Source organism: Pseudomonas batumici, from assembly GCF_000820515.1.
Lineage (GTDB): Bacteria > Pseudomonadota > Gammaproteobacteria > Pseudomonadales > Pseudomonadaceae > Aquipseudomonas > Aquipseudomonas batumici.
The window spans coordinates 63106-83463 of the sequence record NZ_JXDG01000005.1 but is presented as its reverse complement, the minus strand read 5'-3'; the positions used below and the strand labels follow the sequence as shown (position 1 = coordinate 83463).

18 protein-coding genes and 1 riboswitch are annotated in these 20358 nt (G+C 63.6%); of the genes, 6 read left to right on the top strand and 12 right to left on the bottom strand.

What is annotated here, in order from left to right:
• Positions 1 to 100: 100 nt before the first annotated feature.
• The 7 genes from parE to UCMB321_RS03150 form a co-directional block, all read right to left on the bottom strand.
• Positions 101 to 2005, bottom strand: coding sequence for a DNA topoisomerase IV subunit B (gene parE, locus UCMB321_RS03180; protein WP_040063815.1), 1905 nt, complete (start codon positions 2003 to 2005; stop codon positions 101 to 103).
• Positions 2006 to 2067: 62 nt separating this feature from the next.
• Positions 2068 to 2676, bottom strand: a complete 609-nt coding sequence (locus UCMB321_RS03175) for a YqiA/YcfP family alpha/beta fold hydrolase (protein ID WP_040063814.1) — start codon at positions 2674 to 2676, stop codon at positions 2068 to 2070.
• 128 nt (positions 2677 to 2804) lie between these two features.
• Entirely contained in the window at positions 2805 to 3623 is an 819-nt protein-coding gene (gene cpdA / locus UCMB321_RS03170; RefSeq protein WP_040063812.1) for a 3',5'-cyclic-AMP phosphodiesterase, read from the bottom strand.
• Between the two features lie 288 nt (positions 3624 to 3911).
• Complete coding sequence (gene waaC / locus UCMB321_RS03165) at positions 3912 to 4955, bottom strand: lipopolysaccharide heptosyltransferase I (protein ID WP_040063811.1); 1044 nt, start codon at positions 4953 to 4955, stop codon at positions 3912 to 3914.
• On the bottom strand, positions 4952 to 5602 hold the full coding sequence (locus tag UCMB321_RS03160) for a 2OG-Fe(II) oxygenase (RefSeq protein WP_040063810.1): 651 nt from the start codon (positions 5600 to 5602) through the stop codon (positions 4952 to 4954). Before UCMB321_RS03160 ends, waaC begins: the two co-directional genes overlap by 4 nt.
• 94 nt (positions 5603 to 5696) lie before the next feature.
• A complete protein-coding gene (locus UCMB321_RS03155) occupies positions 5697 to 6149 on the bottom strand; it encodes a DUF1249 domain-containing protein (protein WP_040063808.1) in 453 nt (150 codons plus the stop codon).
• A complete protein-coding gene (locus UCMB321_RS03150; protein ID WP_040063806.1) occupies positions 6140 to 6757 on the bottom strand; it encodes an NUDIX domain-containing protein in 618 nt (205 codons plus the stop codon). The genes UCMB321_RS03155 and UCMB321_RS03150 overlap by 10 nt, the downstream gene beginning before the upstream one ends.
• A 208-nt stretch (positions 6758 to 6965) precedes the next feature.
• On the opposite strand from UCMB321_RS03150, the gene UCMB321_RS03145 reads away from it, so the two are divergent.
• The gene (locus tag UCMB321_RS03145) at positions 6966 to 7706 is read left to right on the top strand and encodes an RsiV family protein (protein WP_040063805.1); all 741 of its coding nucleotides are present in this window, start codon (positions 6966 to 6968) and stop codon (positions 7704 to 7706) included.
• Here the strand turns inward: UCMB321_RS03145 and cytX are convergent.
• Positions 7675 to 8967, bottom strand: coding sequence for a putative hydroxymethylpyrimidine transporter CytX (cytX, locus tag UCMB321_RS03140; protein ID WP_040063803.1), 1293 nt, complete (start codon positions 8965 to 8967; stop codon positions 7675 to 7677). The genes UCMB321_RS03145 and cytX overlap by 32 nt on opposite strands.
• A 222-nt stretch (positions 8968 to 9189) precedes the next feature.
• Positions 9190 to 11094: a phosphomethylpyrimidine synthase ThiC gene (gene thiC / locus UCMB321_RS03135; RefSeq protein ID WP_040063801.1), complete on the bottom strand. Its 1905-nt coding sequence runs from the start codon at positions 11092 to 11094 to the stop codon at positions 9190 to 9192.
• Between the two features lie 148 nt (positions 11095 to 11242).
• Positions 11243 to 11348: riboswitch (TPP riboswitch) on the bottom strand.
• Between the two features lie 187 nt (positions 11349 to 11535).
• Here thiC and UCMB321_RS03130 point away from each other — a divergent pair.
• Positions 11536 to 12975, top strand: a complete 1440-nt coding sequence (locus UCMB321_RS03130; protein ID WP_040063799.1) for a TolC family outer membrane protein — start codon at positions 11536 to 11538, stop codon at positions 12973 to 12975.
• 130 nt (positions 12976 to 13105) lie between these two features.
• Here the strand turns inward: UCMB321_RS03130 and waaA are convergent, their stop codons facing one another.
• Together waaA and UCMB321_RS03120 are read right to left on the bottom strand one after the other, a co-directional pair.
• Positions 13106 to 14389 (bottom strand): lipid IV(A) 3-deoxy-D-manno-octulosonic acid transferase, encoded by a 1284-nt coding sequence (waaA, locus tag UCMB321_RS03125; protein WP_040063798.1) that lies wholly within the window; start codon positions 14387 to 14389, stop codon positions 13106 to 13108.
• Positions 14390 to 14412: 23 nt separating this feature from the next.
• The gene (locus tag UCMB321_RS03120; protein WP_209437123.1) at positions 14413 to 15297 is read right to left on the bottom strand and encodes a LysR family transcriptional regulator; all 885 of its coding nucleotides are present in this window, start codon (positions 15295 to 15297) and stop codon (positions 14413 to 14415) included.
• Between the two features lie 108 nt (positions 15298 to 15405).
• Between UCMB321_RS03120 and UCMB321_RS03115 the strand changes: the two genes are divergently transcribed.
• From UCMB321_RS03115 to UCMB321_RS03100, 4 genes are read left to right on the top strand one after another with little or no spacing between them, the layout of a single operon-like run.
• On the top strand, positions 15406 to 15738 hold the full coding sequence (locus UCMB321_RS03115) for a DMT family transporter (RefSeq protein WP_040063794.1): 333 nt from the start codon (positions 15406 to 15408) through the stop codon (positions 15736 to 15738).
• Positions 15739 to 15795: 57 nt separating this feature from the next.
• The gene (locus UCMB321_RS03110; RefSeq protein WP_040063792.1) at positions 15796 to 16971 is read left to right on the top strand and encodes an NAD(P)/FAD-dependent oxidoreductase; all 1176 of its coding nucleotides are present in this window, start codon (positions 15796 to 15798) and stop codon (positions 16969 to 16971) included.
• Positions 16968 to 17780, top strand: coding sequence for an aldo/keto reductase (locus UCMB321_RS03105; RefSeq protein ID WP_040063791.1), 813 nt, complete (start codon positions 16968 to 16970; stop codon positions 17778 to 17780). Before UCMB321_RS03110 ends, UCMB321_RS03105 begins: the two co-directional genes overlap by 4 nt.
• A gap of 41 nt (positions 17781 to 17821) precedes the next feature.
• A complete protein-coding gene (locus tag UCMB321_RS03100) occupies positions 17822 to 18787 on the top strand; it encodes a hypothetical protein (RefSeq protein WP_040063789.1) in 966 nt (321 codons plus the stop codon).
• A 98-nt stretch (positions 18788 to 18885) separates the two neighbouring features.
• Here the strand turns inward: UCMB321_RS03100 and hldE are convergent, their stop codons facing one another.
• Complete coding sequence (gene hldE / locus UCMB321_RS03095; protein ID WP_040063787.1) at positions 18886 to 20307, bottom strand: bifunctional D-glycero-beta-D-manno-heptose-7-phosphate kinase/D-glycero-beta-D-manno-heptose 1-phosphate adenylyltransferase HldE; 1422 nt, start codon at positions 20305 to 20307, stop codon at positions 18886 to 18888.
• Positions 20308 to 20358 lie beyond the last annotated feature (51 nt).

The window sequence follows — 20358 nt, the reverse complement described above, 5'->3', positions numbered from 1 at the left end:
GTAGTCTGGCGCGGCGCTGGTAGCGCCGCGCTGGTGAATTCGGGGGTGTTCAACAGGCACGGGCCCGACAGCGGAGCTTCGCCGCCGGGGCCGTTGCGCATCAGGCCAGGACCTCGGCCAGGTCGCCCTTGGATTCCAGCCAGGTCTTGCGATCGCCTGCACGTTTCTTCGCCAGCAGCATGTCCATGATTTCCGCGGTGGCCTCGAAATCGTCCAGGGTCAACTGCACCAGGCGCCGGGTGTTGGGGTCCATGGTGGTTTCGCGCAGTTGCGGCGGGTTCATTTCACCCAGGCCCTTGAATCGGGTGACCTGCGGCTTGCCGCGTTTCTTTTCGGCCACCAGGCGATCGAGAATGCCATCGCGCTCGGCTTCGTCCAGGGCGTAGAAGATCTCCTTGCCCAGGTCGATCCGATACAGCGGCGGCATCGCCACGTAGACGTGACCGGCATCCACCAACGGACGGAAATGCTGGACGAACAGCGCGCAGAGCAGGGTCGCGATGTGCAGGCCGTCGGAGTCGGCGTCGGCGAGGATGCAGATCTTGCCGTAGCGCAGCTGACTCATGTCCGCCGCGCCCGGGTCGACACCGATGGCCACGGCGATGTTGTGCACTTCCTGGCTGGCGAGCACTTCGCCGCCGTCGACTTCCCAGGTGTTGAGGATCTTTCCGCGCAGCGGCAGGATCGCCTGGAACTCCTTGTCCCGCGCCTGCTTGGCCGAACCGCCGGCGGAATCGCCCTCCACCAGGAACAGCTCGGCACGCATCGGGTCCTGCCCGGCGCAGTCGGCCAGCTTGCCCGGCAGCGCCGGCCCTTGGGTAATGCGCTTGCGCTCGACCTTCTTGCTGGCCTTCAGGCGCCGGCCGGCGTTGCTGATCGCCAGCTCCGCCAGTTGCATGCCCAGCTCGGGGTTGGCGTTGAGCCAGAGGCTGAAGGCGTCCTTGACCACGCCGGAAACGAACGCGGCGGCTTCACGGGAGGACAGGCGCTCCTTGGTCTGGCCGGAGAACTGCGGCTCCTGCATCTTCATCGACAGGACAAAGGCAATCCGCTCCCAGACATCTTCCGGCGCCAGCTTCACGCCACGCGGCAGCAGGCTGCGGAATTCGCAGAACTCGCGCATGGCATCGAGCAGGCCCTGGCGCAAACCATTGACGTGGGTACCGCCCTGGGCCGTGGGGATCAGGTTGACGTAGCTTTCCTGGACGCTGTCGCCGCCTTCCGGCAGCCACAGCAAGGCCCAGTCCACCGCTTCCTTGTTACCGGCGAGGCTGCCGCAGAACGGCTCGTCCGGCAGGCGCTCGAACTCGCTGACCGCATCCACCAGGTAGGAGCGCAGGCCGTCTTCGTAATGCCACTCGACCTTCTCGCCGGTGGCCTTGTCCTCGAAACTGACCAACAGCCCCGGGCACAGCACCGCCTTGGCCTTGAGCACATGCTTGAGGCGGCTGACGGAGAACTTCGGCGAATCGAAATACTTGGGGTCCGGCGCAAAGTACACGCTGGTGCCGGTGTTGCGCTTGCCGACGGTGCCGACCACTTCCAGCTCGGTGGCCTTGTAGCCATCGGCGAAGGTCATCTGGTATTCGTTGCCGTCGCGCTTGACCTTGACCCGCACCTGGGTCGACAAGGCGTTGACCACGGAAATCCCCACGCCGTGCAAGCCACCGGAGAACTGGTAGTTCTTGTTGGAGAACTTGCCGCCGGCATGCAGCTTGGTGAGGATCAGCTCGACGCCCGACACGCCCTCTTCCGGGTGAATGTCCACCGGCATGCCGCGACCGTCGTCGGACACTTCCAGGGAATGGTCGGCGTGCAGGATGACCTGCACCGATTTCGCGTGCCCGGCCAAGGCTTCGTCGACGCTGTTGTCGATGACTTCCTGGGCAAGGTGGTTCGGCCGACTGGTGTCGGTGTACATGCCCGGGCGTTTGCGCACCGGGTCGAGGCCCGAGAGGACTTCGATGGCGTCTGCGTTATAAGAGCTAGCGCTGGGAGTGGCCATGGGGTCTCGTCGTCAGTCGTCTATGAATAGGGGTCATTCTCAAGGCACCGTGCCGCCAGGCATCAGAGCCGCGAGAAATCGATCGCCTGGTATGTATCGGCACCGATGCCGGCAAAGCTGAGCAAGGCCGGCAATTGTTCGGCAAAGCCCTGGAAACTATGATCGCCGCCGGCCTGGATACGCAAGGCACAGGCCCGGTAATACTGCTGGGCGGCACGATAATCCAGGGTTTCGTCGGCGGTCTGCAGCCAGACCTGGAAACGTTGCGGGTCCTGGGGGGCCGGGACTTCCAGTTCGGCCAGGGCCGTCACGTGATCGTGGGTCAGCTCCCAGGTTTCACCGCTGTAGAAGTTCTGCTGGGGCCCCAGGTGGCCATCGAACATCCGGTGCGGCGCAACCGCCGGGTTGACCAGCAACGCCTTCAGGCCATGGCGCTCGGCCAGGCACGTCGCATAGTAGCCGCCGAGCGAGCTGCCGACCAGCAGCGGACGACCGAGTTCGGCAATCGCGGCTTCCAGCTGGACCATCGCCTGGCGCGGATGATGATGCAAGGCCGGCACCCGCAACTGCGCCGCCAGGCCCAGACGCTCCATCAGGGCGATCAACTGGCTGGCCTTGTGCGACAGCGGCGAGCTGTTGAAACCGTGGATATACAGGATCGAAGCGGACATGTGATCGCTCTCCATTGGCAGGCTCTCGCAAAAAAGCCAGGCACCGCGCAGACAAAGACGCGCAGTTTAGCCTGACTCCGGCGCCCTGACTCGCCCTGAGACGTTTCCTACTTGTTAAGCAGAAGTGGTCAGTAGCCCGTGCCGCCGTAATCGACCTCGAAATCGAAGCCCTGGACCCGGGAAACCGCGGTCTCCAACCGTCCGTCCGGATACAGGCGCAGCCAGCGATAGCCCGGTGCCTTGTCGTCGACCTTGAAGTCCTCGCTGCCCGGCGCGAACTGCACGCAGGTAGAGGGCGATGCCAGCAGACGCACGCCGTTGCGCTCGCGGTCCAGTTCCTGGTGGATATGCCCCCAGAGCAGTGCCCGAACCTGGGGGAAGCGGTCCAGCACGGCGAACAGCGCCTCTGGATTGCGCAAGCCGATGGGCTCCATCCAGGGACAGTCGATGGAAATCGGATGATGATGGAAACACACCAGGTGATGCCGCTGCGGCGCTTCGCTCAGCGATTGCGCCAGCAACTGCAGCTGCTCGTCCTGCAGATAGCCCGGTACCGAACCCGGCACGGCGGAATCCAGCAGGGTGATGCGCCAGTTGCCGATATCCACCACCGGGTCGAGCAGGTCGCTGTGGCGAGCGGCCTCGGCCATTTCCCGCCACTCGTCGTGATTGCCCGGGAGCCAGCGCGCCGGCGCGCTGATTGCTGCGCTCATCTCGCGGAACTGCCGATAGGACGCCACCGTCCCGTCCTGGGACAGGTCGCCCGTGGCCAGCAGCAGGTCGACCCGGGGTTGCTCCGCCAGCACGCAATCGATGACCCGTTGCAGGCTGTCCCGGGTATTCATGCCCAGCAGCGTGCCGTCTGCCTCGGCAAACAGGTGGCTGTCGGACAGTTGCACCAGCAGCACCGCGTCCGCAGGGGTGGGCTGAGTGGATACGCTCGGCAAGAGGCTCTCCTGCAAAATACTGAGTAGTCGTTTTGGACTGTTCGGTTAATAGTCGCACAGGAGGCAATTATGGTCAGGGAATCGGCAAAGAGGAAATAGCCGAAACGGACACACTTCACATTTAGCCGGATACAACCTGGAAATCGCCGCGAGCCGGCGCAATCGGTGTGCTCGCCCACTCCGAGCAACCAGTGGTCCACCGATCATGAGCCCAACGTGCTGCCGGGCGAATTGAAACCCGCGACCTCGTCACCCCCGCTTTTGCGCAGACGACAAGGCGGCAAGACTTCAAGAGTGCAGGATCGCTCGACTCGAGGAGGCTTCAAGCTGCGCAACAAATTGCGCCCATACGGTTTCGGGTCGCATACTTTTCACGAAACAGGCAGATTCCGCTCCGAACTTGCACTGTTGCTGGTAGCAAGGTACGCACTCGCTTTCAGCGAACAAATGCCGCTGGTGCAATCCGGTCGCACCAATCAAGGCAGGATCCGTTGGCCCATAAAGATGAATAGCCGGCTTATCGAGAGCCGCCGTCAAATGCCCAAGCCCGGTATCGACACAAATAGCGCCCGCCGATTGTGAAATCATCGTGGCTTGCTGGGTGATCGATAAACGCGGCAATACGGTTGCCTGAGGCGAAGCTTCGGCAAGCCGCTGCGCGCGCGCTTGCTCATTGGCATTCCCCCACGGCAAGACCACGTGATAACCGGCCTGTACTGCCAGTTGAATCAATTGCTGCCAATAGCGCTCCGGCCAATGCTTGGTGTCCCAGGTGGTGCTATGAACGAACACCAGGTAAGGCCCAGGCAAGGTCATCGGTAATGCCGGCAAGGGCTGCCGAACAGCAAAATCAGGAGAGGTGTCGGGCAAGGCATAACCCAAAGCCTTGGCAAACAGTTGACGCTGCCTGGCCACGGCGTGCTGCTCAGGCGGGATGGTGAAGGTCTTGTGGCACACCAGGTGGGCAAACTTTTCCCTGACACTGTGCCGATCCATCCCACAGCGCAAGCCACGGGTAAAACTCATGACCACCGCGCTTTTTAAATTATTCTGCGCATCAATGACGACATCATATTTTTTCGCGCGAACTTTTTTCCACAGCGCAGAGAACTCACCACTTTTAATGCTCTGCCATATATTGCGTCTCCAGCGACGATGAGCGGTTGTAATCACCGTATTCACCGCCGGGTGCAACTTGGGAATTTCGGCGAACGATTCATCCACCACCCAGTCGAACTGGATGCCGGGAATAGCGTTAACCGCATCGGTAATAGCAGGCAGCGCGTGAATCAAATCGCCCATGGAGGTGAGCTTGACAACCAGAACATTCATGAAGTTTTTTTACCCAGCAAACGCCGGCGCCATGCTTTGAATTTCGCAGAAAATTTATGACGCACCGCATGCTTGTTCAAGGCTGCTTCATCAATGACATAATTCAACTGCAGCACTTTGCGCGTACCAATAAATGTCTTATGGCCATGCCAGCCATTTTCAGTGACCTTGAACAGCAACATCGTCCCTGCCGCCGGCGGTATCTCGGCAAAGTAATCGTCCAGATCATGTTCATTGTTCAACAGGCGCAAGCGGCCACCGTCAGGCTGCCAGTCTTCATTCATATACAAAAGCACGGTAATCAACTTGCTTTTGCTGTCGGTATGAATGCGCCCATCTTTATGATCAGACTGACCCCGCACGGTGATCATCACCGGCTTGTCCGTCAGGTCCATCGCGAATTTTTCGGCAATCACCTGACGAAATGCATCGCCTTTCAACTCATCGATTAACTTGGCGAAATCCCCGCCATACCGGACGGTCGCCAAGGGAAAACTGCCGGCATCTTCAATCGCTGGAAAATCCCGCTGAACCCTTGACAGGAAGTCGCTTGACAGCGCGTCACCCACAACACTGTAGGGGAAAGGGGATGGCTGCACCGGGGTCGTCTTTATCGCAGCGAGATCAATGATTTCGCAGGTCGTCATATAATCATGTCTCAAGGTTTCAGGGCGCCTACTTTACCCGTTATGAGGGACGCCCTCTACCACTGAATGCGAGAGCCTACAACGCCTTATCGGCCTAGCGAACCGCCTCGAACTCATGGCCACAGGCCAGACAGTGGCTCAACCACTCCCCCAGGAACACATTGAGCTGGGCTTTTTCGTCCGGCTGGTGCATGGCCGTGTTCGGATACGGATAGATACTGCGAAAGCGCCGGGCGTGCTCGGCACTGATCACCTCGGCCATGCGCGCGTCGTGGTAGACCTGCACCTGCAACTGCGGCACCGGCAACCACGGCAGGCTGTGCTCCTGGCGTACCAGCAGGGTGGTGGTGTAGGGGTTGTCCTGCAACACCTCCAGCGCCAGCACGCCGAGCATCTGGTCGCCCTGGGTCATGGCAATGCGGCGCGCACGCTGTTGCTCGCGCATCTGCGGCAGCAACCGCATTAGGCGCGCATAGTTGGCCTCGCAGGCGGCTTGCAGCCCTATCAGGTCAACCCGGTAACGTTCGCGCAGCAGACTTACGACCATAACCCCCTCACTTCAGCACGGTTCAATGCCAGCCATTGCAAGGCAATGATCGACGCCGCGTTGGCAATTCGCCCATCGCGCACGGCTTGCAGGGCATCTTCGAAAGCCCAGACCGTGGCACGGATATCTTCATTTTCTTCCGCCAGCCCGTACAGGCCGCCAGCCCCCTCGGTGTCACAACGCCCCAGGTACAGATGCACGAATTCGTTACTGCCACCCGGCGACGGAAAGTACCGGGAGATCGGCCACAGGGCCGTCAGATTCAGATCAGCTTCCTCCTGTGCCTCGCGGTGGGCAACCTCTTCCGGTTGTTCATCCTTGTCGATCAGACCGGCGACCAGTTCGATCATCCACGGGTTCTCGCTCTTGCCCATGGCGCCAACCCGGAACTGCTCCAGCAGCAGCACTTCATCGCGCCTGGCATCGTAGGGCAGGACACACACCGCATCATGCCGGACAAAAATTTCCCGGTTGATCGGATTGCCCATGCCACCGGCGAACAGCTCGTGGCGCAGGTGCAGGCGATCGAGCCGGTAGAAACCCTTGAAGCAGTTCTCCCGTTGGATGACCTCGACTTGGGTCGGGCCGGCCTTGGTGGTGTCCGTCATCATGATCCTCATTGCGATAGCGGCGAGGCCCTGCCTCGACTTCGCGCCATCCTAACGCGCCGAAGCGCCATGATGCAGCCACTTTCCCCGCGTCGGGATAGACGGGCGCCCCCGAAACCTACTCTAATTAGCTTAGTGGCGAACCGAGTACGCCGCTGACAGTCGAAGCACGCTCACCTGACCTTTCTTTCGCTGACGAAGGACACCCATGTCGTTTTTTAAAATCGCCGCGCTGACGGCAATCGCCCTGACCCTGGGTGCCTGTCAAAGCCTGTTCCAGCCGAGCCTGAAGGCCCCGCTGAACGTCAAGGGCGATGCCTCCGAACAGATCAAGCCCGGCTGCAACGACCCGGATTGCCCGCTGGTGAACATCGATACCGTGCATTTCCCCGACGAGCCCCAACTGGACGCCGCGGTGGAACGGGCATTGCTGCAGATGGCCCGCACCTCGCCCGACGCGCCGCTACCGGCCTCGCTCAAGGTCTATCGCGAACAGTTCCTCGCCAGCGCCGAAAGCCGCCACAGCAGCTACTTGCAAGCCAAGGTACGCGAGCAGCATGACGGCCTGGTGATCGTCGAACTCGCCAGCTACCTGGACGACGGCGACGCCCACGGCATGCCGGGACGAGGGTTCATCACCTGGTCGCGCCAGGATCACAAGGCCCTGAGCCTGCAGGACATGCTGCTGCCAGGCCAGGAAGAGACGTTCTGGAAACTCGCCAAGGTCGCCCATAACAACTGGCAGATCGGCAACCGGCTGGACCAGGACTTCATTGCGTCCTGGCCCTTCCGGAAAACCCCCAACGTCACCCTGGCCAGCGACGGCGTGATCCTCAAGTACAACGTGACGACCATCGCCCCCTACGCCATGGGCCTGATCGAAATGAACATTCCCTACCAGCGCCTCAACGGTGTACTCAGGCCCGAGCTGTTCCCCGGCCGAAGCTGAACACCCGGCCGAGCAGCCCTTGCAGCAGCCCGGCCAGTACCAGTGACGGCAGGGTCGCGCCCAGCTCCGGATGGAAGTTGGCCAGCAGGTGGTAGGTTGCCACGCCGCCCACCCAGGCCAGCAGCGCCGGCCAACGCAACAACGACGCGGCGCTCTCGGCGCCGCGTCCGCGCAGGATGAAATGATCCACCAGCACCACACCGAACAGCGGCGCGAACACCGAACCGATCAGCAGCAGGAAGTTCTGGTACTGCGCCAAGGGCGCAACGCAGGCGATCAGGGTGCAGAGCACGCCAATGGCCAGGGCCAGCTGTTCGACCTTCCAGCGCAGCAGGATGCCGCTGGACACCGCCGCCGAGTGGATATCGGCAAAGGCGTTCTCCGACTCGTCGAGCAGGATCAGCAGCAGCGGAATACCGAGCCCTGCACCGGCCAGGGCCAGCAGCAAGGCATTGGTTTCACCGCTGGGAGCGAACGCCAGGGTGTAGGCCACGCCCAGGCTCATCAGCCAGAAGTTGCCGATCAGAAAGCCCAGCGCCGTGCCGCCGAACACGCTTTTCGCGCGCTTGCCGAAGCGTGAGTAATCGGCGATCAGCGGCAGCCAGGACAGCGGCATGGCAATGGCGATATCGAAGCCCACGGCAAACGGCATGGAACCGTCACCGGCCCGCGCCCACAACGCCGCCAGGTCGGCCTTGGCGAACAGGTTCCAGGTCAGCCAGAGACAGGCCGCCAGCAACAGCCAGATGCCCCATTTGCGCAGGATCTTGCGCACGAAGGTCAAGGGACCGCTGACCGCCAGCCAGGTCGCCAGCGCCCCGAACAGCAGGGTCCAGGGCAGCGGGTTGGCCAGCGGGCTGCCTTCGCCGAACGCCCGGACAGCCAACAGGCTGGCCGCATCGCGCATGACGATGATTTCGAACGCGCCCCAACCCACCAGTTGCAGCAGGTTGAGCAGCGCCGGCAGGCTGGCGCCGTACTGGCCGAGGCTGAGCTTCAGCGCAGCCATGGAGGACAGGCCGGTGTCGCTGCCGATCACGCCGACGGCGGCCAGCAGCAGGACACCCACCACGCTGCCGAGGAGAATCGCCAGCAACGAGCCGGACAGGCCCAGGCCCGGCGCCAGCAGGGCACCGGTTTGCAGGACCATCAGGCCGATACCGAGGGAAAACCACAGGGAAAACAGATCGCGCGCGCCGAAGACACGCTTGTCGGCCGGGACCGCGAGATCGGGGGAATAGGTACTGCCGGGAGTGTTCAAAGGGTTATCTCAAGGAAGGCAAAAATGCCGGATGCAGACGGACTTGTGGCGAGCGGGCCTGTCGGAACGCCGCACCGCCGCTCTCGGCTGCGAAGCAGTCGTAAAACCGATCATCTCGGTCTACCAGACACACCGAGTTCATCGGCTTTAGGGACGCTTCGCGCCCCAGCGCGGGCAAGCCCGCTCGCCACAGGGTTCGGCTCCGCCAGGGAGCCGACTCACTCAGACTTTCTTGTACAACTGGCTGCCTTCGCGCTTGAAGCGCTCCGCCTGTTCCGCCATGCCCTGGGCGGCGTCCGCATCGACCGCTTCGATCCGCTGGTTGGCCGCGTACTCACGGACTTCCTGGGTGATCTTCATCGAGCAGAACTTCGGCCCACACATGGAGCAGAAATGCGCGACCTTGGCCGAGTCCTTCGGCAGGGTCTCGTCGTGGTACGAACGCGCGGTATCCGGGTCCAGGCCGAGGTTGAACTGGTCTTCCCAGCGGAACTCGAAGCGCGCCTTGCTCAAGGCGTTGTCACGGATCTGCGCGCCCGGGTGGCCCTTGGCAAGGTCGGCAGCATGCGCGGCGATCTTGTAGGTGATGATCCCGGTCTTCACGTCATCCTTGTTCGGCAGGCCCAGATGCTCCTTGGGCGTGACGTAGCAGAGCATGGCGCAACCGAACCAGCCGATCATCGCCGCACCGATACCGGAGGTGATGTGGTCATAGCCCGGCGCGATGTCGGTGGTCAGCGGGCCGAGGGTGTAGAACGGCGCCTCGTCGCAGCACTCCAGCTGCTTGTCCATGTTCTCCTTGATCAGTTGCATCGGCACATGCCCGGGACCTTCGATCATGCACTGCACGTCGTGCTTCCAGGCGATCTTGGTCAACTCGCCGAGGGTCTCCAGCTCGCCGAACTGCGCTTCGTCGTTGGCATCGGCAATCGAGCCCGGACGCAGGCCGTCGCCCAGCGAGAAGCTGACGTCGTAGGCCTTCATGATTTCGCAGATTTCTTCGAAATGGGTGTAGAGGAAGTTTTCCTTGTGATGCGCCAGGCACCACTTGGCCATGATCGAACCGCCCCGCGAAACGATCCCGGTGACGCGCTTGGCGGTCATCGGCACGTAGCGCAGCAGCACGCCGGCGTGGATGGTGAAGTAGTCGACGCCCTGCTCGGCCTGTTCGATCAGGGTGTCGCGGAACAGCTCCCAGGTCAGGTCCTCGGCCACGCCGTTGACCTTCTCCAGCGCCTGGTAGATCGGCACGGTACCGATCGGCACCGGCGAGTTACGGATGATCCACTCACGGGTTTCATGGATGTGCTTGCCGGTGGACAGGTCCATGACCGTGTCCGAACCCCAGCGGATGCCCCAGGTCAGCTTGGCCACTTCTTCCTCGATGGAAGAACCCAGGGCGCTGTTGCCGATATTGCCGTTGATCTTCACCAGGAAGTTGCGGCCGATGATCATCGGCTCCAGCTCCACGTGGTTGATGTTGGCCGGAATGATCGCGCGACCGCGGGCGATTTCCTCGCGGACGAATTCGGCGGTGATCTCTTTCGGGATGCTGGCGCCGAAGCTGTGGCCCGGGTGCTGCTGCTCGAGCAGACCGGCGGCGCGGGCTTCCTGCAACTTGAGGTTTTCGCGGATGGCGACGTATTCCATCTCGGCGGTGATGATGCCCTGGCGGGCGTAGTGCATCTGGCTGACGTTGGCGCCCGCCTTGGCCCGGCGCGGGTTGTTGACGTGGGCGAAACGCAGCTTGGTCAATTCCGGGTCGGCCAGGCGCTGCTGGCCGAAGTTGGAACTCAGGCCGGTCAGGCGCTCGGTGTCGCCACGGCTGTCGATCCACGGCGAGCGCACATCGGCCAGGCCCTTGCGCACGTCGATGGTCACGTTCGGATCGGTGTAGGGGCCGGAGGTGTCATAGACCAGCACCGGTGCGTTGATCTCGCCGCCGAAGTCGGTCGGGGTCACATCCAGGCTGATCTCGCGCATCGGCACGCGGATATCCGGGCGCGAGCCCTGCACGTAGATCTTTTGCGAGCGGGTAAAGGGCTGAACCGACTGCTCGTCGACCTTGGCCGATTCGCTCAAGCTCTTAGTCAAAGGGGCAGCGGCGTCTTTTAATTTTGTACTCATCACGGGCTCTCCAGACGGCATCCAGGGGGGATTGTCGGGACGAACCTGAAAGGCACGGACGCACCAGGGCTGGTGCTGTGCCCAGTCCTCGCGAACGCTGCTCGATTGTCGAACAACATCCCGGACGGAGCACAAGAGGACTCGCCGGTGGACGAGAAATCTTGTTCCCTACGCAGGCGCTAACCTGATCAGGTTCAACGGGATCCGGAATTATCCGATCTCAGCCCCATAGCAAGGCACCCCGACAAGAACGAGGCGAGTTTAGACAAGACCGCGACATAATGCCATCTCCCCTTTATTCGTCTGGATAAATGGCAGATATGCAGGATTGTTGCCGACCCGCGCCCGGCACTACACTCGCTATTTCTTGACGCTGGGCAAGCCGGTCAGTAGCCTCGGCCATCGCATTACCACTGTAATATCCACTCTAGGAATTGCCTCATGCTGCGCAAATTTTCACTGGCCCTGGCCGTGTCTTGTGCGACCAACGGATGGGCCTGGGCAGCTGAAACGCCCCTGACGACCAAAACCGACCTGGTCAGCGTCTACCAGGAAGCCCTGAGCAACAACGCCGACCTGGCGGCCGCCCGCGCCGACTACGACGCCCGCAAGGAAGTCGTGCCCCAGGCCCGTGCCGGCCTGCTGCCGAACCTGTCGGCCGGGGCCAGTTCGAACAATGTCCACACCAGCATCGACCAGCCGTCGACGAGCCTGAACCGCAGCGCCACGACCTACCAGGCGACCCTGGCCCAGCCGCTGTTCCGGGCCGACCGCTGGTTCCAGTACCAGGCCGCCAAGGACGTCAACGAACAGGCCGCCCTGCAACTCTCGGCCACCGAGCAGAACCTGATCCTGCAAAGCGCCGAAAGCTACTTCGCGGTGCTGCGCGCCCAGGACACCCTGGCCTCGACCAAGGCCGAGGAAGCGGCGTTCAAGCGCCAGCTCGACCAGTCCAACGAGCGCTTCGACGTCGGCCTGTCGGACAAGACCGACGTGCTGCAATCCCAGGCCAGCTACGACACCTCGCGGGCCAACCGGATCGCCGCCCAGCGTTCGGTGGAAGACGCCTTCGAAGCCCTGATCACCCTGACCAACCGTCAGTACAACTCGATCCAGGGCATCGTCCACACCTTGCCGGTGCTGGCGCCGAGCCCCAACGACGCCAAGGCCTGGGTCGACACCGCGGCCCGGCAGAACCTCAATCTGCTGGCGAGCAACTACGCCGTCGACGCCGCCGAGGAAACCCTCAAGCAGCGCAAGGCCGGCCACGCGCCGACCCTCGACGCGGTGGCGAAGTACGAGGCCGGCGACAACGACGCTTTCGGTTTGAGCAACCCCAACGCGCTGAACCAGAACTATGCCGGTCCCGTGAAGCAGACCACGGTCGGCCTGCAATTGAATATCCCGCTCTACAGCGGCGGCCTGACCAGCTCCCAGGTGCGTGAATCCTATTCGCGCCTGAGCCAGACCGAGCAGCAGCGTGAAGCCCTGCGTCGCCAGGTGGTGGAAAACACCCGCAACCTGCACCGCGCGGTGAACACCGATGTGGAACAGGTGCAGGCGCGCAAGCAGTCGATCATCTCCAACCAGAGCGCGCTGGAAGCAACCCAGATCGGTTATCAGGTGGGTACGCGCAGTATCGTCGATGTGCTCGATGCCCAGCGCCAGCTGTACACCTCGGTGCGCGACTACAACAACACCCGCTATGACTACATCCTCGACAACCTGCGCCTGAAGCAGGCGGCGGGCACCTTGAACCCGGGCGACCTGAGCGACCTGGCGCGCTACCTGAAGGCCGACTACAACCCGGACAAGGACTTCCTGCCACCGGACCTGGCGAAGGCGGCAGCGGCCAATCTCAAGGCCAGTCCGAAGTATTGATTGCGCCCTTGAGGACAGCACAAAACCTGTAGGAGCCGGCTTGCCGGCGATGAGGCCCGTGAGCCTTGCATCGTCTGATCGGCCGCTATCGCCGGCAAGCCGGCTCCTACAGGAATCGCGTTCGACCGGGCTAACGCGGTAGCGACAGCAGCCGCCCCAAGCCGTCCAGCAAGCGCTGCAACGCGCCCTGGTTGGCCCTCATCACCTTCAGCCCCGCCTCGCCCATCTTCTGCGCATCGCGCGGCAATTCGAACAAACGCTGCACCGCCACCGCCAAGCCTTCGGCATCCTCCACTTCCTGCAACGCCCCGGCCTCACGCATCAACGCGGCGATCTCGAGGAAATTGAACAGGTGCGGCCCGCTCAGCACCGGCTTGCACAGCGCCGCCGGCTCCAGCAGGTTATGCCCGCCGTTGGGCACCAAGCTGCCGCCGACGAAAGCGCTGTCGGCCAAGGCGTAGAGAAACAGCAGCTCACCCATTGTGTCACCCAGCAGCACCGAGGTTTGCGCACTGACCGGCGCGCCACTGGAGCGCCGCACCGTCGAAAAGCCCTGCTCCTGGCACAAGGCGAACACGCTGTCGAAGCGCTCCGGATGACGCGGCACCAGGATCAGCAAGGCGTTCGGATAGTTGCTCAGCAACTGCCGGTGGGCCGCCAGCACCACCGCGTCCTCGCCCTCGTGGGTGCTCGCGGCGATCCACACCGGCCGCTCCTGGGCCTGCCATTGTCCACGCAGCTCGGCGGCCCGCACGAGCAGTTGCGGATCGATGCTCAAGTCGAACTTGATCGAGCCCGTCACCTCGACGGATTCAGGTCGCGCGCCCAACTGCCGGAAACGCTCGGCTTCGGCTTCGGTCTGCACGGCGATCAGGCTCATTTCCTCCAGCATCGGCCGGGTCAACCGGGCGAAGCGCCCATAGCCCCTGGCCGAACGCGCCGACAACCGCGCATTGGCCAGCGCCACCGGAATCCCGCGCCTGGCGCACTGATGGATATGGTTGGGCCACAGCTCGGTCTCCATGATCACCGCCAACTTCGGCCGGGCCGCATCGAGAAAACGTGCCGCCGCCCACGGCAAGTCATAAGGCAGGTAGCAATGCTGGATCCGCGGCTCGTCGGCGAACAGCGCCTTGATCCGCTCGGAACCGGTGGGCGTCATGCAGGTGATGGTGATCGGCAGCTGCGGATATTTCGCCAGCAGCGCGCGGATCATCGGCGCGGCGGCAATGCTCTCGCCGACCGACACCGCGTGCACCCAGATCCCGCCCGGGCGCAGCGCCGAGAGGCCGCGGCCAAACCGCTCGCCGACGCGCCGGGCATAAGCCGGCGCCTTGCGCGCCCGCAGCCATAGACGCAACGCCACCAGCGGCAGCCCCAGATGAAACAGCAAGGAGTAAAGAGTTCTATTCATGGCGGCGGAGTTTATCGACTTTTTCAACCGATCGCCTGCAAGTGCTCGGCAAACCGCTCGGCCAACCAGCGCGCCGCCGGGCCCAGGGGCTCGTCGCGACGCCAGACCAGTTCCACCACCAGCGCCGGCGGCGTCCATTCGCTGCTCAGCTCGACCATCTGGTTCTGGTACGCCGGGTATTGCACCACGTGGCGCGGCAGCCAGGCCCAGCCCAGGCCGCGCATCAACAGTTCGGCCATCACGTAGAAGGAGTCCGCCCGCCAGACCTGCGGGCTGAGCTGTTCCCCCCCGGGATAACCGCTGAGTTGCGGGGCGATCAGCAATTGCCGGTGCCGGGCCAGTTGCTGGCGGTTGACCCGCAGCGAAGCCGCCAGCGGATGGTTGACCGCGCACACCGTGACCATTTCGACACTGCCCAGCGCCCGCCGCTCCAGGGTCTGCGGCATCTGCTCGTGGTGGAACAGCAGGCCCAGGTCCGCCCGTCGCTCCACCAGCTTGCGCGCGACGTCGCCCTGCGCGCCGCTGGCCAGTTGCACCTCGACACTGGGGAAATGCTCCGACAATGCTTCCAGGCTGTCGAGCACCGGCTGATAGGGCATGGCCTCGTCCTGGGCCAGGCGCAAACGGGCTTCCTGGCCACGCATCAAGGCCAGCGCCCGACCATTGAGACGATCGCACTGGCGCAGTACTTCCCGCGCCTCCTCCAGCAAGGCGGTCCCGGCCTCGGTCAATTTCGGCTGACGGCCGCTGCTGCGCTCGAACAGCGTCACCCCCAGGTCCGTTTCCAGCAGGGCGATCGCGTTGCTGACCGCCGACTGTGCCTTGCGCTGCTCACGCGCCACGGCGGAAAACGAACGCTGCTCGGCAACGCGGACAAACAGGCGCATCTGTTCCAGGTTCCACTGAATGCTCATGGCAAACCCATCTTTATTTCAGATAGGTAATGACTTTACCCCATCTGTGCGGTCTCTAGAATGCCAACCTCATCAGCAGGCTCAAATACGAGAGATCGCCCCATGAACGCTTACTACTACCTGGCCATTGCCATCTGCGCCGAAGTCATCGCCACCGTTTCCATGAAAGCGGTCAAGGGCCTGAGCACGCCGATCCCCCTGCTGCTGATCATCATCGGTTATACCACCGCGTTCTGGATGCTGATCCTGGTGGTGCGCACGGTGCCAGTGGGCGTGGCCTATGCCATCTGGGCCGGGATGGGGATCGTGATGGTCAGCGTCGCGGCGCTGTTTCTCTACGGCCAGAAGCTGGACATCCCGGCGATGCTGGGCATGGGCATGATCGTGCTCGGCGTCGTGGTGATCCAGCTGTTCTCGAAGACCGCCGGGCACTAGGACGCCCGCTCGTCACCTGTATACTGCGAACCTTGTCTTGAACACCGAGGTCGCCGCATGCCATCCGCTCTTTCCACCGATGTCCTGATTGTCGGCGCCGGCGTCGCCGGTCTCTGGCTCAATGCGCGGCTGCGCCGCCAGGGCTTTTCGACGGTACTGGTGGAGCGTGCCAGCCTCGGCGGCGGGCAGAGCGTCAAGTCCCAGGGCATCATCCACGGCGGCGCCAAGTACGCCCTGCATGGCGCCCTGACCGGCGCCTCGGAAGCCATCGCCGACATGCCCCGGCGCTGGCGCGAAGCCCTCGCCGGCCACGGCGAGCTCGACCTGTCGGGCGTGCGCCTGCTGTCCGAAGCCCACTATCTCTGGTCCCCCGGCACCCTGGCCGGCAACCTCACCAGTTTCTTCGCGAGCAAGGCCGTGCGCGGCCGGGTCGACCAGGTCAAGGGCGAACAACTACCGCCCGCCCTGCAGGACCCACGCTTCAAAGGCAAGGTCTATCGCCTGGCCGAACTGGTGGTCGACGTGCCCAGCCTGATCACCCGCCTGGCCGAGCTGGCTGGTGATGGCCTGCTGGCCGGCCAGGTCATCGAACCGCTGCTGGACAACGCGCAACTGGTCGGCCTGCGGGTCGACGGCCGGGACATCCACGCCCAGCGCATCGTACTCAGCGCCGGGGCCGGCAACGCCGCGCTGCTCGAGACCCTGGGTCTGAGCCAGCCGGCCATGCAGACACGCCCCCTGCACATGGTGCTGGTCAAGGGGCCGAGCCTGAAACCACTGTATGCCCATTGCCTGGGCGGCGGGCCCAAGCCGCGTATTACCGTGACCACCCATCCGGCGGCCGACGGCCAGTGGGTCTGGTACCTCGGCGGCGATATCGCCGAAGCCGAAGGCGTCGCCCGCGAACCCGCCGAGCAGATCGCCAGCGCACAGAAGGAACTGGGCAACCTGCTGCCCTGGGTCGACCTGAGCCAGGCGCAATGGGCCACCTTGCGGGTGGAGCGCGCCGAACCGCTGCAATCGGGCCTGACCCGCCCGGACAATGCCTTCCTCGCCGAGCAGGAGCGCCTGCTGGTGGGCTGGCCGACCAAGCTCGCCCTCGCGCCGGACTTCGCCGATCGGGTGATCAACAGCCTGGAACGTGACGGTATCCGCCCCGGCCCGGCCACCGCCTTGCCCGAACTGCCGAAACCGGCCCTGGCGCAAACCCCCTGGGAGCAACTGCTGCCATGAGCCAGCCAACCTTGCACGACCTGCATCGGCCACTGGGCAGCACCGGCCTGCTGGTGTCGCCCCTGGGCCTGGGCACCGTGAAGCTCGGCCGCGACCAGGGGGTCAAATACCCCAACGGCTTCCAGATCCCCGACGACCGGCAAGCCCGTCAACTGCTCCAGCTGACCCGCGACCTGGGCATCAACCTGATCGACACCGCACCGGCCTATGGCCGCAGCGAGGAACGCCTGGGCCCGCTGCTGCGCGGACAACGCCAGGAGTGGGTGATCGTCAGCAAGGTCGGCGAAGAGTTCGAAGCCGGCCAGTCGCGTCATGACTTCAGCGCCGCCCACACCCGGTTTTCCGTGGAGCGCAGCCTGCAACGCCTGGAAACCGACTTTATCGACCTGGTGCTGGTGCACTCCGACGGCAACGATCTGGCCATCCTCGAACACAGCGATGTCTACCAGACCCTCGAGGCCTTGAAGCGCGAAGGCAAGATCCGCGCTTTCGGTTTTTCCGGCAAGACTGTCGAGGGTGGCCTGAAGGCTCTGGAACAAGGCGATTGCGCGATGATCACCTACAATTTGAACGAACAGGGCGAGAAGCCGGTCATTGACTATGCTGCCCGCCACGGCAAGGCGATCCTGGTGAAAAAGGCCCTGGCCAGCGGTCACGCCTGCCTGGCCCCCGGGATCGACCCGGTGCGCGCCAGCTTCGAACTGTTGTTTGCACAGCCCGGCGTTGCCAGTGCTATTGTCGGCACGATCAACCCGCTGCATCTCGCCCACAATGTGGCGACGGTCGCCGGGGTGATTCGCCAGAACTGATGCCGCCCAGGCGGCCGACCCCGACGCGAGAAGGAGCCGAGATGCCGCGGACGCTGATACGCAAGAACCCCAGCGACTTCAAGACCCTGCCGTTATTCGTCGAGGCGACACCCGAAGGCTTGTGTTACCAGAGCGTCGGGATGCCGTTGAACTTTGCGCAAACCTTGCACAAGCGCAAACCGGTCAGTGTGGCCGACCCGCAGCGTTTCGCCCTGGAGCTGGCCAACCTCGGGGTGTCGGTGCGGCTGACCCTGCACTGGCACAACCGCGACTACTGGGTACTGGTACGCCAGCGGCGCCAGGATCGCGGCGATGTGGTGCTCAAGCTGATCTCCGGCTATGTCCCGGCCCATGAGCTGGCCATTCCCCTGCTCACCGCCATCGCCGAAATCGCCGAGGAGTGCCTGCTGGAAACCCCGGAAGGCTGGCTCGGCGGCCGCTTCAACGACACCTGGTTGCCGACCCCCTACTCGGCGGCCCTGCATTACCGCGAAGCCCTGCCCTTTCGCCTGACTGCCTTGTCCGGCGCGGCGCGGCCGGTACGCTGCGGCACGCTGCAACTCATGGAGCGACCGCAGACCTACGTGCACCTGCCCACCGCTTCATTGCAACTGATCTATGACCTGCGTCTCGAAGTCCCGCGCGAGGCCAAGTCCCTGAGCCTGTTCCATGTCGACGAGCGCCTGGAAAACGACCAGCTGGTGGCGCGCCTGGACCGCGGCAGGCCCGATCTGTACCTGATGCCGCTCAAGGACGGGCAACCCTGCGCCGAGCTCTATACCCTGAAAAAGGATCAACTGCAGCCGGCCAGCACGCGCGGCCTGTACCTGGCGGAAAGCTTTGCCCGCCAGGAAGGCTGGGTGGTACGCGAGGAGCGGATTCGCTGGAAGGACTGGGTCCGCCAGCAAGGGCTGGAGGAACCCGAGAAGGACTCGAAGATCAGGCGCCTGACCGGCAAGGCGCGGCAGATCCTGCGCAAGATCGTGCCGGTGAAGACCGGGCGCTAAGGCGGCACACCGTTCTCCTTGTGGGAGCCGCCCGCAGCAAGCCGGCTCCCACAGTGAAGGCATCAACCCAGGCCCATATCGCACGGGCCTGGCGCCTATCAGTTGCTGCGGATCTTCTCGACAATCGCCGTGGTCGAGCTGTTTTCCACCAGCCCCAGCACTTTCACCGTACCGCCATAGGCCGTGACGATGGAGGCGCCGACCACCTGGTCGATGCCGTAGTCACCGCCCTTGACCAGCACATCCGGCTTGACCTGGACCAGCAGGTTTTCCGGCGTGCCCTCGGGGAAGCTGATGACCCAGTCCACGGCCCCCAGGCCTGCCAACACCGCCATGCGCCGGTCCACGCTATTGATCGGACGCCCGGGCCCCTTGAGGCGGCTCACCGAGGCATCGTCATTGACCGCGACGATCAACCGATCGCCCTGGGCCCGCGCCTGCTCCAGGTAGGTCACGTGACCGGCATGGAGAATGTCGAAGCAACCATTGGTGAACACGATCTTCTCGTTGTGCGCCCGCGCATCGTCGACCGCCAGCAGCAATTGCTCCAGGCCCAGCACACCGCGCTCGGAACCTTCCTCGCGCTGGATCGCCCGACGCAGCTCAGGTGCACTGATGGCTGCCGTGCCGAGCTTGCCGACGACGATACCGGCGGCCAGGTTGGCCAAGGCCACCGCGTGGGGCAGCTCTTCGCCCGCGGCAATGGCGGCCGCCAGGGTCGAGATCACCGTATCGCCGGCACCGGTCACATCGAACACTTCACGGGCCCGGGCCGGCAGGTGCAGCGCCGGATGATCGGGGCGCAGCAGGGTCATGCCGTGCTCGCCACGGGTCACCAGCAAGGCACCGAGATCCAAGTCCTGCATCAACCGGGCCCCCTTGGTCACCAGTTCATGCTCGTCGGCACAGCCACCGACGATGGTTTCGAACTCGCTGAGGTTCGGCGTGATCAGGCTCGCGCCACGGTAGATCGAAAAGTCCTTGCCCTTGGGGTCGGCCAACACAGGAATACCCCGTGCCCGGGCGGCCTGGATCAGGACCTGATGATTCTTCAACGCGCCCTTGCCGTAGTCGGACAGCACCAGCACCTTGATGCCTTCGAGCAAGCCGTCGACTTCAGCCCCCAGGGCCAGGGCATCGGTGGCGAAGGGTTCTTCAAAGTCGATCCGCAGCAACTGCTGGTGACGGCTCATGACCCGCAGTTTGACGATGGTCGGCTGGTGCGCAATGCGCTGGAACAGGGCCCGGACCCCGGCACCCGTGAGACTGTTGGCCAGGCTGTCGGCGGCCTCGTCGTCCCCGGTGACCCCCACCAGCGATGCCGGGGCACCCAGGGCGGCGATGTTCAGGGCAACGTTGGCGGCGCCGCCGGGGCGGTCTTCGATGTGTTCGACCTTGACCACCGGTACCGGTGCCTCAGGGGAAATCCGTGAGGTACCACCATGCCAGTAACGGTCGAGCATGACATCGCCGACCACCAAGACAGGGGCTTGATCGAATCGCGGCATGGACAACTTCATGGAGCAACCCACATAAAAAATGAACAAGGGCGCGATATTAACACAGGGTTG

Bases quoted from the DNA above. Each gene is read 5' to 3' on its own strand.
- parE (WP_040063815.1), bottom strand. From the start codon at position 2,005: ATGGCCACTCCCAGCGCTAGCTCTTATAACGCAGACGCCATCGAAGTC.
- UCMB321_RS03175 (WP_040063814.1), bottom strand. From the start codon at position 2,676: ATGTCCGCTTCGATCCTGTATATCCACGGTTTCAACAGCTCGCCGCTG.
- waaC (WP_040063811.1), bottom strand. From the start codon at position 4,955: ATGAATGTTCTGGTTGTCAAGCTCACCTCCATGGGCGATTTGATTCAC.
- UCMB321_RS03160 (WP_040063810.1), bottom strand. From the start codon at position 5,602: ATGACGACCTGCGAAATCATTGATCTCGCTGCGATAAAGACGACCCCG.
- UCMB321_RS03155 (WP_040063808.1), bottom strand. From the start codon at position 6,149: ATGGTCGTAAGTCTGCTGCGCGAACGTTACCGGGTTGACCTGATAGGG.
- UCMB321_RS03150 (WP_040063806.1), bottom strand. From the start codon at position 6,757: ATGACGGACACCACCAAGGCCGGCCCGACCCAAGTCGAGGTCATCCAA.
- UCMB321_RS03145 (WP_040063805.1), top strand. From the start codon at position 6,966: ATGTCGTTTTTTAAAATCGCCGCGCTGACGGCAATCGCCCTGACCCTG.
- thiC (WP_040063801.1), bottom strand. From the start codon at position 11,094: ATGAGTACAAAATTAAAAGACGCCGCTGCCCCTTTGACTAAGAGCTTG.
- UCMB321_RS03130 (WP_040063799.1), top strand. From the start codon at position 11,536: ATGCTGCGCAAATTTTCACTGGCCCTGGCCGTGTCTTGTGCGACCAAC.
- waaA (WP_040063798.1), bottom strand. From the start codon at position 14,389: ATGAATAGAACTCTTTACTCCTTGCTGTTTCATCTGGGGCTGCCGCTG.
- UCMB321_RS03115 (WP_040063794.1), top strand. From the start codon at position 15,406: ATGAACGCTTACTACTACCTGGCCATTGCCATCTGCGCCGAAGTCATC.
- UCMB321_RS03110 (WP_040063792.1), top strand. From the start codon at position 15,796: ATGCCATCCGCTCTTTCCACCGATGTCCTGATTGTCGGCGCCGGCGTC.
- UCMB321_RS03105 (WP_040063791.1), top strand. From the start codon at position 16,968: ATGAGCCAGCCAACCTTGCACGACCTGCATCGGCCACTGGGCAGCACC.
- UCMB321_RS03100 (WP_040063789.1), top strand. From the start codon at position 17,822: ATGCCGCGGACGCTGATACGCAAGAACCCCAGCGACTTCAAGACCCTG.
- hldE (WP_040063787.1), bottom strand. From the start codon at position 20,307: ATGAAGTTGTCCATGCCGCGATTCGATCAAGCCCCTGTCTTGGTGGTC.